Below are 15,729 nucleotides of genomic sequence, written 5' to 3' on the forward strand. Positions count from 1 at the left end.
GTTCGCCCCACCCGACTTCTTCAGACCGCCGAACCTCCGAGGGGGACCCCTTCCCATGCACGCAGATCTCTCCCGCGACACCTTCCGCCCGGACCGGCACTACTCGGCGGTGCTCGCCCAGCAGGGCCGCGTCCAACTGGACGCGGACGCCAACGAGCAGGCCGCGATCCAGCTCCACCGTGCCCGTACCACCGCCGCCGACCTGATCGGGCAGCACGGCGGCCCGCGCGGCGCGACCGGCTTCGAGGTGAAGTTCCTGGCCGGCAGCCGGGAGCTGGACGACCTCTCCCTGGGCGGCGGCCGCTACTACGTGGACGGCATCCTGCTGGACGCGACCAGGCCGGAGCCGGGCGTCCCGGCCGAGGCCGGCGCCGCCGCGCCGGACGACGAGGCCCCGGCCGCCGCCCCCGCGACCTGGACCTACTGGGACCAGCCGGACGGCTACCGGGACCCGGAGCGCCCGGGCGACCGGCTGCCCACCCAGTTCCCGTACCTGGCCTGTCTGAAGGTGTGGGAGCGCGCGGTCACCGCCGCCGAGGACCCGCTGCTGCGCGAGGTCGCGCTGGGTACGGCGATGCCCGACACGGCGGCCCGGGTGAAGGTGGTGTGGCAGGTTGTGCCGCTGCCGGGTGCGGAGCTGGAGCTCGCGGACGGGGCGACGAAGGACGAGGTGCGGGCGGCGTTCGACGCCTGGGCGGCGGCGCAGGATCCGACCGCCCGGCTGGCGGCCCGCAGCGAACGGCCGGACCGGGCGGACGAGGACCCGTGCCTGGTCCGGCCGGACGCCCGCTACCGGGGGCCGGAGAACCAGCTGTACCGGGTGGAGGTCCACCAAGGGGGTGCGGCGAAGGACGCCACGTTCAAGTGGTCCCGGGAGAACGGTTCGGTGACCTTCCCGGTGGAGGAACTGGACGGCACCTGGGTGGAGCTGGCCTCCCTCGGCAACGACGACAAGCTCGACCTGAACGTGGGCGACCAGGTGGAGTTCGTCGACACCGCCTACACCAGCCGTCGTGAACCCCTGCCGCTGCTGCGGGTGGAGGAGCTCGATCTGCCGGGGCGCCGGGTGCGGCTCTCCGGTGAGCCCGAGCCCTTCGTGGGCCGTCGCCCCGAGCTGAACCCGTATCTGCGGCGCTGGGACCACCGTCCCCCGGCCCGGCGGGGCAAGGGGCCCTCGACGGTGCGTGACGGCGCGCTGCGGATCGAGGAGGGGGGCTGGCTGCCGCTGGAGGACGGCGTGTTCGTGTACTTCGAGCCGGGCGGGGCCTACCGCTCCGGTGACTTCTGGACGGTCCCCGCCCGCACGGCCACGGGCGGCGTCGAGTGGCCCGCGGACGCGGCCCGGCGCCCGCTGCTGCGCCCGCCGCACGGGGTGCGGGTCCACTACGCGCCGCTGGCCTGGATCCTCGGCGAGGGGTCGGTGGCCGACCTGCGGCAGACGTTCGGCCCGCTGGCCGCGCCCGTTCCGGCGGCGGACGAGGAGGCCCTGGCGGCGGAGGTCCGGGCCGAGGAGGAGACGGTCGCAGCCGAACAAACAGCCGACAGCGGTTCAGCCCCTGCCGTTCCGGGGCAAAACGATCAGGAGAATAGCGAGAACTGACGCACGATCGAGAGCGTCGAACCACCGCACCACCTGGGAAGGAGCACCACGATGGCAACGCCTCTGTCGGCCGACAAGCTGCTCAAAGCCCTTCGTGACGAAGGCCTGCGTGTCGTCGAGCACCGGAGCTGGCGTACGCACAACCGCAATCACAAGGGCCCGTGGGGCCCGGTGAACGGGGTGATGATCCATCACACTGTGACATCGGGCACGCAGAGTTCGGTGGAACTCTGCTACAACGGCCACTCCAGCCTGCCCGGTCCGCTCTGCCACGGGGTGATAGCGAAGGACGGATCGGTCCATCTCGTCGGGAACGGACGGGCCAACCACGCCGGGCTCGGCGACGACGACGTCCTGCGGGCCGTGGTCAATGAATCGGGTTCGCTGCCCTCCGACAACGAGGCCAACACGGACGGCAACCGGCATTTCTACGGTTTCGAGTGCGTCAACCTCGGCGATGGGAAGGACCCGTGGCCGGCCGCGCAGCTGCTCGCGATCGAGAAGGCCTCCGCCGCCATCTGCCGGGCGCACGGCTGGTCGCAGCGCTCGGTGATCGGGCACAAGGAGTGGCAGCCGGGAAAGGTCGATCCGCGCGGGTTCACGATGGACTCGATGCGCAGCCGGATCAAGTCGCGCCTCGGGGGCAAGCCGGACGGCCCCTCGAAGCCGCCCTCCAAGCCGAAGTACGAGCCGTTCCCCGGGGCGGCGTTCTTCAAGGCGGGCAGACGCAGCGCGGTCATCACGGCGATGGGCAAGCGGCTGGTGTCCGAGGGCTGCGGGCGTTACGAGGTGGGCCCCGGCCCGTCCTGGTCGGAGGCCGACAGGAAGTCGTACGCCGCCTGGCAGCGCAAGCTCGGTTATTCCGGGTCCGGGGCGGACGGCATCCCGGGCAAGGAGAGCTGGGCCAAGCTCAAGGTTCCCAACGTCTGATCCGCGGGCCCCGGTTCCGGGTTCGGATTCCGAACCCGGAACCGGGGCCGTGCGCCGTCAGCGGTTGAACGAGCTGCCCAGGGCGGCCTTCGCCGCCACCGTGCCCAGCGTCCCGTGGCCGAAACTGACGGACCCCTTGGCGGCCGGCCCGGAGGCGGTGGCGGGGAAGAACCACAGCGAGCCCGCGCCCGTGTCCTCGCCGGGGGCGCCGACGGCCAGTTCGGACCGGCCGTCCTTGTTGATGTCCACGAACGCGGCGGCCCCTCCGAACAGGTCGCCCTTCTCCGCGGTGCCCGTGACGTCCGGCGTGCTCTGGTTGAAGCCCTTGGTGCCGGTGCCCGTCGGGCCGGAGGCCGTACCGGGCATGATCACGATGCCGCCCGCCCGCTGGACCGTGCCGAGCGCCTCCTTCGGGACGCCCACGGCGATCTCGCCGAAGCCGTCGCCGTTCGTGTCGCCGATCGCGACGGACGTGCCGAAGCCGTCGGAGTGCTCCGCCGCGCCCGGGACGCCCGCCGAGTCCTGGTTGAAGACCTTGGCCCTGGTGCCCTGCGGCCCGGTGGCGCTGCCCTGGACGTAGGTCAGCATGCCGCCCTTGGCGAGCGGCAGGCCGAGGTCGCTGTCGTAGCCGTCGACCGCGCGTCCGACGGCGATGTCGGCGTACTTGTCACCGTTGACGTTGCCCACGGCGAGATGTTCGCCGCCCTCCAGGGAGTAGCCGTCGGCGCCCTTCACCCGGGTGTACTCGCCCGGACCTGCGGGGCTGCCGTTGCTGATGAGGATGCGGCGGTCGTCGAACTCGTCGCCGCTGTGGACGGCGGCGACCAGGTCGTCGCGCCCGTCGCCGTTGACGTCGCCCGCCGCCAGGTCCAGGTAGCGCCGGTCTTCCATGTCGGGCATCTCGGTGGTGGCGGACGCGAGCCCGTCCCGGGTGAACGGGCCCAGGAGACTCTGGAGATCGTGGTCGCGGACGAGCGCGAGGTCCGGGGCCCCGTCCCCGTTGAGGTCGCCCGCGGCGAGATGGGTGCCGACGTTGTCGTACTGCTCCCCGTCCAGGACCGTCGCGCCGACCGCGAGTCCGCCCGCACCGCCCCAGAGGACGGTGAGCGAGCCCGCGCCCACGCCGGTGCCGACCTTCTCGCCCGAGGAGCCGACCACCAGGTCCGCGTAGCCGTCCCGGTCGAGGTCGGCGGAGACCACCGAGCTGCCGAAGGCGTCCCCGGCTTCCGGAGTGCCGGGGACGCCTGCCGTGCTCTGGGTGAAGACCTTCTTGACGGAGTTCTTGATGCCGGTGCTGGACCCGTAGGCGACGCCGACGTACCCGGCGCCCGCGAAGCCCTTGACCGTGGCACCGGGGGCGGCGAACGCGACGTCGGCGTAACCGTCGCCGTTGAAGTCGGAGTGGAGGCCTGCCGGGGCGGCCGCCCGCTCGGGTGCGGCCGGGGCTGCCGGGGCTGCCTGGGCCGTGGGCAGGGTGAGGGCGGCGGAGGCGACGGCGATGGCCAGGACCACACCGGTACCGAGTGCTCGGGATGCCACAGGGACTCCTTCTGCTGACGTGTGCGGAGATCGTTCTCGGGTTGGTCGTGAAGCGTTCCGCCGGTGTCTGCTGTACGGGGGGTAGCAAAGCGGCTCGTACCCGGTACGACGGCCGGATCGGCCCCGGGGTTGCGTGCCGTTCCGGACAAGTGCGCCTATCTTGTTCCCTGTTACCGACCCCTGACGAAGGAGTGACCCGGTGAGCTCACAGGTCGGGCTCGCGACGGAGGAGGCGCTGCGCGGCTACGGCGAGGGCATCCGCGCCGTGTACGCGGAGGCGTTCTCCGCCCCGCCCTGGTACGAGGACCCCGAAGAGGCGGACGACTACCTGGAACGGCTCGCCGAGGACGCGGCGAGGCCGGGATTCACGGCGGCGGTGGCCCTGGACGGGGAGACCGTGACCGGCTTCGCCACGGCCTGGACCACACCGGAGGTCTTTCCCCGCGACCGCAGTTACGGACAGGTCGCCGAGGCCCTGGGCCCCGACCGGGCGACGGCGTGGCTGTGCGGGGCCCTTGAGGTGGACGAGCTGGCCGTCAGCCCCCGGGCGCACGGCACCGGACTGGGCCGGGCCCTGCTGGCGGCGGTGACGGGCCCCGCGGTGGACGGCCGCTGCTGGCTGCTGACCTCGGCACGGGCGGAGGCGGCGCTGCGGCTGTACGAGCGCGCCGGATGGCACCGCTGCGCCACGCCCGTACCGGGCAGGGCGGGGCTCGTCGTGCTCCTCGGGCCCCGGCACCCGGGCCTCTCGGCAGCGGACCGCTCGTCGGACCCGGCGGCGGACCCGGCGGCGGCTACAGCGTGACGGCCAGCAGGACGAAGGCCGCGAGCGAGAGCACCGTACGGACCAGGTGAAGGGTGTTCCAGCGGGACTCGAAGGCCTCACGGGCCGCGCTGTCGTCGCCGCCCTCGGAGTCCGCGAGCGCCTTGTTGAGCGGGATGTTCCCGGCGATCGTGATCAGGTGGCCGATGACCGCGCAGGCCAGTGCGACGGCGGTGAGCACCCGGGCGTCCCCGCCGGCGCCGGAGACGAGCGCCGCGAGCGGCAGGGCGACCACTCCGAGGAACAGGACGAGGAAGAGGGGCCCCGGCACCTTCTCGTTGAAGCGGCGCATCGCGGCGGTGAACCGGTCGTCCGACAGCGCCGCGAGGCCCGGCATGATCGCGGTCAGGAACGTCAGCATGAAGCCCGCGTAGAGGCCGTTGGCCACCACGGAGAGCACCAGGAGCACGGAGGTCATGGTGCCCATCATGGCGTGGGGCGGCGGCCCGCGCCGCCACGATTCCCCGCGGCCGTGCGCGCCCGCCCCCGCCCTTCGCCCGGATGCGCCGGGCGTCAGCCGATCTCACCCTCCGTCCCGTCGCCGCGCTTCGGCTCCTCGCCGTTCCTGAGCCGGTCGGCCCGGCCGATCGCCGTCGCCAGCTTCCGTACCGAATCGTCCTCGGTCTCCTCCGCCAGTTCTGAGGCCCGGGAGGCGAGTTCACCGAGGCCGGGCGTGCCCGGCAGCTCGCCGCCGCGCAGGGTCTCGGCGAAGTAGGCCGCCACCGCCGCCACCTGGAGCCGCTTGCCCGGTCCGCCCCACAGCGCGCCGTCGATCGCCCCGCTCCCCACGGAGCCGGTCCTCTCGTGCGCCTTACGGGTCCTGGGGTCCAGCCAGCGCACCGTGGCCGTCGCCACATGGCCGGACGCGCCCTCGCGCAGCCGTACCGCGTAGAGCGCGGTCACCGTGTGGCCGGGGCCGACCTCTCCGCCGTCGACGCCGTCGTCACGGAAGTCCTCGTCGGCGACCTTGCGGTTCTCGTAGCCGATCAGCCGGAACTGCTGGACGGTCTCGCGGTCGAAGGCGACCTGGGCCTTGGCGTCCCGCGCCCGCAGCTCCACATGGGCGGGCAGCTGGTCGACGAAGACCTTGCGGGCCTGCTCCTCGTCGGCGATGTAGGTGGTGTGCCCGTCGCCCTTGTTGGTGAGGCGTTCCATCAGCGCGTCGCCGTAGTCGCTGCCGACCCCGACGCCGAAGAGCGTGATGCCGTGCTCGCGGCGGGCGTCGCCGATCCGTTCCAGGATGGCGTCGGCCTCGGTCTCCCCCGTGTTGGCGAGGGCGTCGGAGAGCAGCACGACACGGTTGTTCGCGCCCTTGCGGTGGCCCTTGACCGCTTCCTCGTAACCGCGCCGGACGCCGGCGTCGACATTGGTGGAGTCGGCCGGTTCCATCTCCTCGACCGCGTCGCGGATCCGGGTCCGGTTGCCCCGGAGCCGGGTCATCGGCAGCCGGGTCTCGGCCTCGTCGCTGAAGGTGACCAGGGAGACCGCGTCGTCGTCGCGCAGTTCGTCGGTGAGGATCGTCAGGGACTTCTTCGCCAGGTCCAGGCGGCCCGGTTCGGCCATGGAGCCGGAGATGTCGACGACGAAGGTGAGGGCGGCGGGCGGGCGTTCACCGCTCGGCTGCGCCGCCTTCGTGGCCAGTCCGACCCGTACCAGGGACCAGTCTCCGGCCCCCTTGCCGGAGCCTTCACCGGACTTCCCGTCCGACGCCCCGCCGGTCCCGCCGGTCCCTCCGCCGGCCCGTGCTCCGTCGACGGTCACCGAGAAGCCGTTGCCCTCGGGCCGCTCGTAGCCCTGCCGGAAGCTGTTGACGAACTCCTCGGGCCGTACGGTCCCGGGCTCCGGCAGCCTGCCGTCGCCCAGGGTGCGGCGGGCGTAGGCGTAGCTGGCGGTGTCCACGTCCAGGGCGAAGGTGGACAGGTAGTCGGGCGGTGCGACGTCCCGCTGTTTCCCGTCCGTTCCGTCCTCGCGGGCGGCGCTGTCTCCCTTCGCGGCACCGTCGGGCGCCCCGCCCGGGGCGGGCGGGGCGGGCTGTCCGCCGCCGCTCGCCCCCGGCGGCTGCCGTGCGCCGGTACGGCGGTCGGCCGACGCCCCCTCGCCCATTCCGCCACCGCATCCGGTGATCAGCATTCCGCCCGCCAGCAGCAGCGCGGCGGCCCGTGTCCGGTGCTTCATCCGTACCCCCCACATCGTCGACAACTGTGAATGTGACGTGCGGGAGGGCCGTGGGGAGTCGACGAACACGTTGCGGAAGCGTCTCGATGCGGCAACAGCGACCGCCGCACGCGCCGGACATCGGGTTCAGGACACGATGTCCTTACGGCTGAACCCCCGGAAGGCGAACGCGAACAGGATCAGGGCATACGTCACCGAGACCGCCGCGCCCTTCACCATCCCGCCCCACTCCAGCTCCGGCTGGAGCGCGTCCGCCCAGGCGAACTGCCAGTGCGCGGGCAGGAACTCGCGCCAGGAGCCGAGCGCGGTGACGGCGTCCAGCACATTGCCGACGATGGTGAGCCCGACCGCCCCGCCGACCGCGCCCAGCGGGGCGTCGGTCTTCGTCGACAGCCAGAACGCCAGAGCGGCGGTGACCAGTTGGGAGACGAAGATGAACGCCACGGCGAGCGCGATGCGCGGCACCGTGTCCCCGGTGGCCAGCGCTCCCCCGGTGGGCAGCTCCAGCGGGCCCCAGCCGTACGCCGCCGCGCCCGCCGCCAGCGCGACGACCGGCAGCAGCACCATCGCGGCCAGGCTGAAGCCGAGCGCGACCACGAGCTTGCTCCACAGCAGCCGCGTCCGGGGCACGGGGGCGGCGAGCAGATAGCGCAGCGAGGACCAACTGGCCTCGGAGGCGACGGTGTCCCCGCAGAACAGGGCGACCGGCACCACCAGCAGGAACCCGGCCGAGACGAACAGGCAGGTCGCGGCGAAGTTCGCGGCGGAGGCGGTCGCGGTGTCCATCAGGGTGATCCGGTCACCGCCGCCGGGTCCGCCGTCCGGGGTGCCGCCGATCGCGAAGGCGGTGATCAGGATGAACGGCAGCGCGGCCAGCACCCCGCCCATCAGCAGGGTGCGGCGCCTGCGCAGTTGCCGCATCGCCTCGACGCGCAGCGGCAGGGTGTGCCGGGCGCGGTAGCCGGGGGCCTGGGCGGGGCCGGCCGCCGTCCGGATGTCGGCTGCGGAGCTCATGCGGATCCTTGGGAGATGAGGGTGAGGAAGGCGTCCTCCAGGCGGCGGTGCGGCCCCACGCCCGTGACCGAGACGTCCAGCCGGACGAGTTCGGTGACGAGCCGGGAGGCGGTGGCGCCGTCGAGCCGGACGAGCAGCCCGCGTCCGTCGCCGGTGCGGACGGCGGAGCCGATGCCGGGCAGCGCGGAGACCTTCTCCACGAGCGGTTCGCTCACCTCCTGTGCCGTGGTGACGAGCAGCATGTCGCCGGAGCCGGTGATGTCGGCGACCGGTCCGGCCTGGACGAGCCGTCCCCGGTCCATGACGACCAGGTGGGTGCAGGACTGCTCGACCTCGGACAGGAGGTGGCTGGAGACGATGACGGTCCGGCCCCCGGCCGCGTACCGGATCATCACGTCGCGCATCTCGCGGATCTGGGGCGGGTCGAGGCCGTTGGTCGGCTCGTCGAGGATGAGCAGGTCCGGCATGCCGAGCATGGCCTGCGCGATGGCGAGCCGCTGCCGCATGCCCTGGGAGTACGTGCGTACGGCGCGGGCCAGGGCGTCGCCGAGTCCGGCGATCTCCAGGGCTTCCTCGATGTGCGAGTCCTCGGCGGGGCGGCCGGTGGCCTGCCAGTAGAGCTCCAGGTTGGCGCGGCCGGACAGGTGCGGCAGGAAGCCCGCCCCCTCGACGAACGCACCGACCCGGGACAGGACGGGGGCGCCGGGCCGGATGGCCTGCCCGAAGACGCGGATCTCGCCCTCGTCGGGCGCGATGAGCCCCATCAGCATGCGCAGGGTGGTGGTCTTGCCCGCGCCGTTGGGCCCGAGGAGCCCGAGCACCTGCCCCTTCTCCACCTGGAAGGAGAGTTCCTTCACGGCGTACCGGTCGACGGACTTGGCGTACTTCTTCGACAGGCCGGTGATCCGCAGCGGCACGCCGGTGAGTTCCGGGTCGGGTGCCGGGGTCGCGGTGCGGCGGCGTGCGGTGAGCAGGAGCGCGGCGGCGATGACGAGGGCGGCGGCCGGGAGTCCCCAGGTCCACCACGGGAGGCCGGCGGACGCGGTCCTCACGGCGGCTGCGGTGGGGACGGTCAGCGGGCCGTCCGTGCTCACGGTGTACGTCGCCGGCTCGGCGGGCGACGCGTAGCCGAGGTCGGTCGCGGACAGCACGAGGCGCAGCCGGTGCCCGGAGTCGAATTCGTGGTCGACGGCGGGGAGGGTCAGCTCGATGGGCCCGCCCTGTTCGGCGGGGGTGATCCGGTACGGGGCGACGAGCTGGGCGGGCAGCACCTGCTGCTTGCCGTCCGGCGACACGTCGTACACCTTGCCGAACAGCACGGCGTCGCCGCCGCCCGGTCCGGCCTTCACCCGGACCCGTACCGTCGGCGTCCCGGTGACCCGTACGGAGGTGTCGAGCGGGGCGGAGTCGAAGCGGGCGTACTGGCCCGGGAAGTCGACCGCCAGGCCGACGCCGAGCGAGGAGAGCCGGGCGAGTCCGCCGCCCACGCCGGGTACGGCGGAGATGGCGGGCGGGCCGGCTCCCGCAGGGTTGCGGAACGTCTCGGTCCGCCCGTCGAGGGCGAACTTCCGGCCGCCGCCGCGCAGTCCCGGGTAGGTGTCGCCGCTCGCGCCCCGCTTGAGCGCGGCGCCGTCGGTGGAGTCGATGCCGCCGGTGCGGGTGACCCGGAAGGCGGGGCCGGTGTCGGCGCCCTCGGAGCCCTTGAGGTAGCGGTCGAACCAGCCGCCGATACGGCTCTGGACGCGGTCGGCCTCCAGGTCCCCGCCGTCGTGCCCGCCCGCGATCCAGTCGACGGAGACGGGGGCGCCGTTGGCCTTGATCGCCTTCGCCATGTCGTCGGCCTGGCCGAGCGGGAAGAGCGAGTCGCTCTGTCCCTGCACCAGGAGTGCGGGGACCTCGATCCGGTCGGCGACGGCGGCCGGTGACCGCTCGGTGAGCAGTTCGCGCGCGGCCTCGTCCGGCTTTCCGCTGACGGCGACCCGCTCGTACATCTCGCAGAGCCGCTTCTCGAACTTCTCGCAGCCGCCGCCCGTGGTGACGAAGATCCCGGCCCAGAGCTTCTTGAAGACCCCGTCGGGGAAGAGCGCTTCGGCGAGGTTCCAGTAGGTGATGACGGGGGCGATGGCGTCGACGCGTTTGTCGTACCCGGCGGCGAGCAGCGAGACGGCCCCGCCGTACGAGGCCCCGGTGACCCCGACGCGGGGGTCGCCCTTGCCGTCGAGTTCCACCTCGGGGCGGCCGGCCAGCCAGTCGATGAGCCGGGAGACGTCCCTGACCTCGCGGTCGGGTGCGTTCAGGGAGATCTCCCCGCCGGACTTCCCGAAGCCGCGGGCCGACCAGGTCAGCACGGCGTACCCGGCGCCCGCCAGCTGCTCGGCCTGGGCGCGTACGTCGGCCTTGCTGCCGCCGAAGCCGTGCCCGATGAGCACGGCGGGCCGCCGCTGCGCACCGCCTGCCGTGAAGTACGAGGTGTCGATGGGCACCCCGTCCATCGACAGTGTCCGGTCCTCGCGGTGGACGTCCGGCGCGCTGTCGTCGGCCGCCGCGGTCCAGGTCCCGGCGCCCGCGAGCACGACGAGCGCGGTGACGGCCGCCGCCCACCGGCCGCGTCCACGGGGCAGTCGGCGCCGCCATCGGGAAGTAGGGGTCTCCATGTCTCGACCCTAAACGGATGGTGCCGCCGTTCGGGGTGCCGCCGGGGGGAGGTGCCGGGCCTCCCTGAGAGGTACGGGGCCCGGGGTCCGTACTCCGTACGCGGTATGCCCCGGCCGGTCCGCCGGGCCGCGCTCACATGGTGTTGACGATGAGGCCGATGTGGGTGAAGTAGTTGAGCCCGCCGAAGAACAGGAAGGCGAGTCCGGCCAGCGCCCACACGACGCCGATGACCGGGACCAGCCAGGTCCTGGGCCGGTGCAGGGCAAAGGGGAACAGGAGCGCGCCGATGCCCACGAGGACGTACAGCCCGGACATGAAGCTCGCTTCGAGCATCGGCATGTCGGCGAACTCCCCGGAGATGGGCTCCTCGGGCGGGGCGGCGAAGAGCGTGTACTTCCACCCGGCCGCGGCGATGCCGAAGCAGGCGAGGCCGAGACCGAAGACGAAGAGCGAGATGGGGGTGGCGACCCTGGCCGTACGGACGACGCGGTCGGGGTCCTCGGCGAGTTCGGCGCCGCGCTTCCAGAGGTAGAAGCACGCGGCGAGGAGGAACACACCGAAGGCGAGCGCCGGTTCACCGAAGATGATGTTGTCGAACGGGAAGCCCTGCCCGGCGAGGGGCCAGGTCAGGGTCATATGGAGGCCCGTGGTGACGAGCGTGAAGCCGAGGGCGCCGAAGGCCAGCACCCAGCCGTCGGGGGTGATGGTGCGGCCGGGCGTGAGGAGTTGACGCCCCAGGGCCACCACAAGCAGCAGCCCGACGCCGGCCGCCACCGACATGATCGTGTTGTACGTCGGCATCTGGTTCCAGTCGATCTTCAGACCTGATGCCGCGAGGGGGGTGAGAGGGGGGATCATGCGCGGAGCATAGCGCTGCATATGCACCATTCAGGACATATGGGCGCCTGCGTCGAAGCGCCGTGTACGCCGCGCCACGTGCCGGACTGTGTGCTTGTCGGACAGCGCCGGCGCGCACGGCGCCCGGCCCGGCAAATCCGGTCGCGGAGGCCCGCGTCCGGCTGCCACCCTGCCCGCATGGATCACCCCGAGGTACTTCTCATCGGCGGCAGGGCGGGCGTCGGCAAGACGACGGTGGGCTGGGAGGTGTCCGACCGGCTGCGGGCGGCCGGAACGGCACACGCGATCGTCGAGGGCGACTACCTGGGCCAGGTGCACCCGGCCCCGGCCGGGGACCCGCACCGCTCCGCACTCACGGAAGCCAACCTGACGGCCGTGTGGCACAACTACGCCGCGCTCGGCCACCACCGGCTCATCTACACGAACACGGTGAGCGTACTCAGCGACTCCGCCCCGATGTTCACCCGCGCCCTCGGCCCCCGGGTGCGCATCATCCGGGTCCTGCTCACCGCCACCGACGACACGGTCCACGGGCGGCTCTCGGGGCGGGAGATCGGATCGGGCCTCGACCGGGAACTCGCCAACAGCGCCCGGAAGTCCCGGCTCCTGGACGCACAGGCCCCGCCGGACACCGCGCGGGTCGCCACGGACGGCCGGACGGTCCCGGAGATCGCGGCAGAGGTGCTGACCGTCACGGGCTGGCCGGCACGGGCCGGGGTGCGTTGAGGCATGCGAGCGGGGTCTCCCGCGGGAGCAGTCGGGCCGCGCCGTCCCACTCGCCCGCGCGGACGAGCCCGTGGATCTCGTGCGCGAGCCCGGTCACGTCCCGTACGGACACCGTCCACTCGTCGGCGTACCGCCGCGCCGCCTCGCCGCTCAGGCCCAGCTGGAGGGAGCGGTACGGGAGCGGATCGAGGCGCAGGTCGCGCTCCGGGTCCCACTGGACGCGGGCGGGGGCGCTGCGGAGGGCGCGCTTCCATGCGGCCTGATCGGAGTGAACGCCCCTGACGTAGTGCGAGAGTTCGGCGTTCTCCAGCGCCCACGCGAATCCCTCGCGGGTGATCTCCACGGCGAGAACGGTCTCCTGCCCCTCCTTCGTCCCCCAGCCGCAGCGGTACATCATCCACAGGAAGCTCGGCTTGATCCAGGTCATACGGTCGCGCTTCCAGGCGGCGGGGAACCGTCCGTCCCGCGCGGTGGGCAGACCGATGGAGGGCGGGTAGGCCTGGTAGACGGTGACGGTGGAGGCCGAGTGCAGGGCGCGGATCTCGTACGGGGGCGGAACGTTCATGGACCCCAGGGTGCGGGAGGGGGGCGCGCCCCGGCATCCGAATATCCGGGGCGGCCGCGGCCGCCCCCTCCCCCTCCCGCCACCGCCACCGCCACCACCGCCGGCGAAAAACATTTCCCATTCTTGGCAATTCCCCAAGTCATATGAGCCCAGGGGCCGTTGTAGGCTGCGGCGTCGCACGCGCGGGCCCGAAGAGGTGGGGGGTACGGCATGGTGGTGGTCAATCCTGACCTCGGCACGCCCGATGACGACGGGCTGAAGAAGCTGGCCGCCGACCTCGACGAGATGCAGCGCCATCTCGACAGCCAGGTCCGGCGCATGGACGGAGTGGTGGACCGCATCCAGGCCCGCTGGCAGGGGCCCACCGGGACGGCGTACCGCACCCTGCACAACGGCGCGGCCCGGGACGCGGTGCGGATCCGCGAGACGTTGCGCGTCCTGGAGGAGGCCGTCCGCCTCAGCCGTGACGGCTTCACCGAGCAGGAGCTCGACATCCTCGCCCGGATGCGCCGGGTCCAGGACGACACGGACGTCGCACGTGAGGCGGACGCGCTCCAGTCGCCCGCCCCCGCACCGGAACCCGGCCCGCGCAGTCGCGTTCACGACCTGTAGGAGGAGAGCCGTACGTGACCGACGCCGAGCACATAGCCGTCGACTTCAGCACGCTCCAGCATCTGGCAGGTGAACTGGAGGACATCCTCAAGCAGTTGAACCAGCGGCTCGCCCTGCTCTACGAGCGGACCGAGAAGGTGGTGCTCACCTGGGACGGCGAGGCGCGGGAGGCGTTCGTCTCCTCACTGGACCGCTGGAGCACCGACATGGCGGACCTCCAGGCACGGCAGGCCTGGCTGCACGAGGTCGTCACCACGGCCCACACCAACTACAGCTCCGCCCACCGGGCCGTCCTGCGGGGCTGGGGCGCCGCCTGATGACCTCCTCGCCGCCGCCCCCGGGAAATCCCGGGCACCCGACCCCGCAGGTCCCCCAGTCGGGCTCGACCCCCCAGGTCCCCCAGCCGGGCTCGACCGCGCTGCCGGGCCAGGGCGGCATGCCCGCCTCGCCCCAGGCGCCGGGGCTGCCCGAACCCAGCCCCGGGAAGCTGTTCGACCCGCAGGGCAAGGACATCTCGCAGCACGACACCGGCTCGGCCAGACGGGCGCTGATCAAGGAGGTCGAGGACCTCCGGCCCGCGGCGGGCCCGGGGCCCGGCCCCGGCGGAGGCTTCGACGTCCAGCCGCCGCACCTCTACTACACCTCGTACCTGATCAGGAACCTCCAGTTCGCCTTCAAGGAGCACCCGGACCGCCTGCTCGACTCCCTGAGCGGCCACGGCCACGCGTGCGGCACCGGCAGGGGCCCCTCGGCCTTCACCACCGCGTACGACCGGATCTGCCGTCTCTACCTCCGGGTCTGGGCGAAGTCGGTGGTCTCCATCGGCGGCGCCTCGGTCGGTCTGACCATCACGTCGAACAACTACGTGGCCGCCGAGTACGCCTCCAACCCCCAGGCCGGCCCTCCCCCGGCCCCCAAGGCGTTACCCGGCGTCATTTCCAGGGCCCCGTCGTACGGGGACGTGACCGGCCTCGGCTGGCACGACGGCGGGGGCGGCGGTCCGCTGGGCGACCAGATCGTCGACGGCGCCGCCGAGATCGTGTCCTTCCTCGGGGAGATGCTGCTGCGGCCGATCCTCAAGTACGCGCTGCGGCACGGCCGCGTCGCGGAGATCACGCCCGGCGGGGACGACTCCGCGCTGCCGAAGGTGGCGCAGGCCTGGCGGCAGATCGCGGACGACGCGCGGAAGTCGGGCGGCGACCTCGACGACGCGATCACCTACATCACCAACAACGCGCCGGGCCAGGACGAGTGGCAGGGGGCGATGCACCAGTTCTGCTCCAGCCTCTGGGGCACCACCCCCTACGGCAACGCCAATCTGCACAACCGCAGCTGGAAGCACGACGGCCGGCAGCAGCCGGTGCTGAGCGTCCTCAGCGACTCCGCGCGGGAGATCGCCAGGGCCCTCGACGAGTTCAAGACCAAGGTGTCGCGGGTCAGACAGGAGATCACGGACGTCTACAAGCAGGCCGCCAAGGATCTCGTCGACCACGATTCGTTCAAGTCGGCCGGGAAAACGATCTTCAAGGTGGTCGGCGCGAACATTGTCGGTCTCGCCGAGCAGTTCATCGAGAACATCGACACCGCGCGCCTCAACCGGGCGGTCGATCTCTACAACCAGGAGACCGAGGCGCTCGTCGCCATACTGCAGGCGCTCGAAGGACCCCTGAACGAGGCCCTTCTCAGCGCCCCCACCTACGAGGCGGAGGAGGCGCGGGCCCAGGCGATCGGGGCGCGGGCGCTCGACGAGTTCAAGCAGCCCGCGAAGTACACCGTGCCGGGAGGTTCGGCCGCCGGCCACGCCTACCCCATCGACCTGGCGAACCAGGAGAACATGGCCAGCTCCCACCCCGTCGACAAGCACGTGGGCAAGACGGACGAGCAGCTGCAACAGCGGCTGCGCGACGATCTCAAGGCCAACGGGGAGATCAGGCCGTCCGCCGCGTCCACGTACGCCACCCTCGCCGATGCCCAGCAGATCACCCAGGCGGTCATCGACAAGGAGAGCCCGCGGATCGCCGCCTGGCTCGCGGGCAACCCGCCCGGCAACACACTGCCGCTGCCCCACTACGACGCCCCGGACGACGCGGTGACCGGCAGGACGGTTCCCAAGACCGGTCCGCACACCTACGGCGCCCCGACCTACGCGACCGGCGCGAAGGTCATCCTTCGTAGACTGCCGGGCAGCAACCCTCCCTCCTTCGTCGTGCTCACCTCGTACCCGGACTAGGA

14 protein-coding genes are annotated in these 15,729 nt (G+C 72.5%); 7 read left to right on the plus strand and 7 right to left on the minus strand.

The features are described from left to right. The first annotated feature begins 55 nt into the window (after positions 1-55). Complete coding sequence (locus ACIGJO_RS18525) at positions 56-1,600, plus strand: DUF6519 domain-containing protein (RefSeq protein ID WP_399959187.1); 1,545 nt, start codon at positions 56-58, stop codon at positions 1,598-1,600. Positions 1,601-1,651: 51 nt separating this feature from the next. Then, the gene (locus ACIGJO_RS18530; protein WP_399959189.1) at positions 1,652-2,530 is read left to right on the plus strand and encodes a peptidoglycan-binding protein; all 879 of its coding nucleotides are present in this window, start codon (positions 1,652-1,654) and stop codon (positions 2,528-2,530) included. A 57-nt stretch (positions 2,531-2,587) separates the two neighbouring features. Here ACIGJO_RS18530 and ACIGJO_RS18535 read toward each other — a convergent pair whose 3' ends face one another. Then, positions 2,588-4,069, minus strand: a complete 1,482-nt coding sequence (locus ACIGJO_RS18535; protein WP_399959191.1) for an FG-GAP-like repeat-containing protein — start codon at positions 4,067-4,069, stop codon at positions 2,588-2,590. 199 nt (positions 4,070-4,268) lie between these two features. Between ACIGJO_RS18535 and ACIGJO_RS18540 the strand changes: the two genes are divergently transcribed. Beyond that, positions 4,269-4,874 carry a GNAT family N-acetyltransferase gene (locus ACIGJO_RS18540; RefSeq protein ID WP_399959193.1) on the plus strand — a complete coding sequence of 202 codons (606 nt, stop codon included), beginning with the start codon at positions 4,269-4,271 and terminating at the stop codon, positions 4,872-4,874. On the opposite strand, the gene ACIGJO_RS18545 is transcribed toward ACIGJO_RS18540, so the two are convergent. The 5 genes from ACIGJO_RS18545 to ACIGJO_RS18565 form a co-directional block, all read right to left on the minus strand. Then, a complete protein-coding gene (locus tag ACIGJO_RS18545; RefSeq protein ID WP_399959195.1) occupies positions 4,864-5,310 on the minus strand; it encodes a DUF1772 domain-containing protein in 447 nt (148 codons plus the stop codon). The genes ACIGJO_RS18540 and ACIGJO_RS18545 overlap by 11 nt on opposite strands. 95 nt (positions 5,311-5,405) lie before the next feature. Next, positions 5,406-7,067, minus strand: a complete 1,662-nt coding sequence (locus ACIGJO_RS18550) for a von Willebrand factor type A domain-containing protein (RefSeq protein WP_399959197.1) — start codon at positions 7,065-7,067, stop codon at positions 5,406-5,408. A gap of 126 nt (positions 7,068-7,193) precedes the next feature. Beyond that, positions 7,194-8,081: an ABC transporter permease gene (locus ACIGJO_RS18555; RefSeq protein WP_399959199.1), complete on the minus strand. Its 888-nt coding sequence runs from the start codon at positions 8,079-8,081 to the stop codon at positions 7,194-7,196. After that, a complete protein-coding gene (locus ACIGJO_RS18560) occupies positions 8,078-10,735 on the minus strand; it encodes an alpha/beta fold hydrolase (RefSeq protein WP_399959201.1) in 2,658 nt (885 codons plus the stop codon). The genes ACIGJO_RS18555 and ACIGJO_RS18560 overlap by 4 nt, the downstream gene beginning before the upstream one ends. Positions 10,736-10,868: 133 nt before the next feature. Then, on the minus strand, positions 10,869-11,594 hold the full coding sequence (locus ACIGJO_RS18565) for a DUF981 domain-containing protein (protein WP_399959204.1): 726 nt from the start codon (positions 11,592-11,594) through the stop codon (positions 10,869-10,871). Positions 11,595-11,771: 177 nt separating this feature from the next. Between ACIGJO_RS18565 and ACIGJO_RS18570 the strand changes: the two genes are divergently transcribed. Beyond that, positions 11,772-12,320, plus strand: coding sequence for a hypothetical protein (locus tag ACIGJO_RS18570; RefSeq protein ID WP_399959206.1), 549 nt, complete (start codon positions 11,772-11,774; stop codon positions 12,318-12,320). Here ACIGJO_RS18570 and ACIGJO_RS18575 read toward each other — a convergent pair. Then, positions 12,286-12,885 (minus strand): DUF4291 domain-containing protein, encoded by a 600-nt coding sequence (locus ACIGJO_RS18575; protein ID WP_399959208.1) that lies wholly within the window; start codon positions 12,883-12,885, stop codon positions 12,286-12,288. The two genes, ACIGJO_RS18570 and ACIGJO_RS18575, sit on opposite strands and share 35 nt — an antisense overlap. 210 nt (positions 12,886-13,095) lie before the next feature. On the opposite strand from ACIGJO_RS18575, the gene ACIGJO_RS18580 reads away from it, so the two are divergent. From ACIGJO_RS18580 to ACIGJO_RS18590, 3 genes are read left to right on the plus strand one after another with little or no spacing between them, the layout of a single operon-like run. Beyond that, a complete protein-coding gene (locus ACIGJO_RS18580; RefSeq protein ID WP_266931117.1) occupies positions 13,096-13,497 on the plus strand; it encodes a WXG100 family type VII secretion target in 402 nt (133 codons plus the stop codon). 14 nt (positions 13,498-13,511) lie between these two features. Next, the gene (locus ACIGJO_RS18585; protein ID WP_329944119.1) at positions 13,512-13,814 is read left to right on the plus strand and encodes a WXG100 family type VII secretion target; all 303 of its coding nucleotides are present in this window, start codon (positions 13,512-13,514) and stop codon (positions 13,812-13,814) included. Continuing rightward, the gene (locus ACIGJO_RS18590) at positions 13,814-15,727 is read left to right on the plus strand and encodes an RNase A-like domain-containing protein (protein WP_399959211.1); all 1,914 of its coding nucleotides are present in this window, start codon (positions 13,814-13,816) and stop codon (positions 15,725-15,727) included. Before ACIGJO_RS18585 ends, ACIGJO_RS18590 begins: the two co-directional genes overlap by 1 nt. The last annotated feature ends 2 nt before the right edge of the window (positions 15,728-15,729 follow it).

It is taken from the genome of Streptomyces sp. NPDC079020 (assembly GCF_044542225.1).
Lineage (GTDB): Bacteria > Actinomycetota > Actinomycetes > Streptomycetales > Streptomycetaceae > Streptomyces.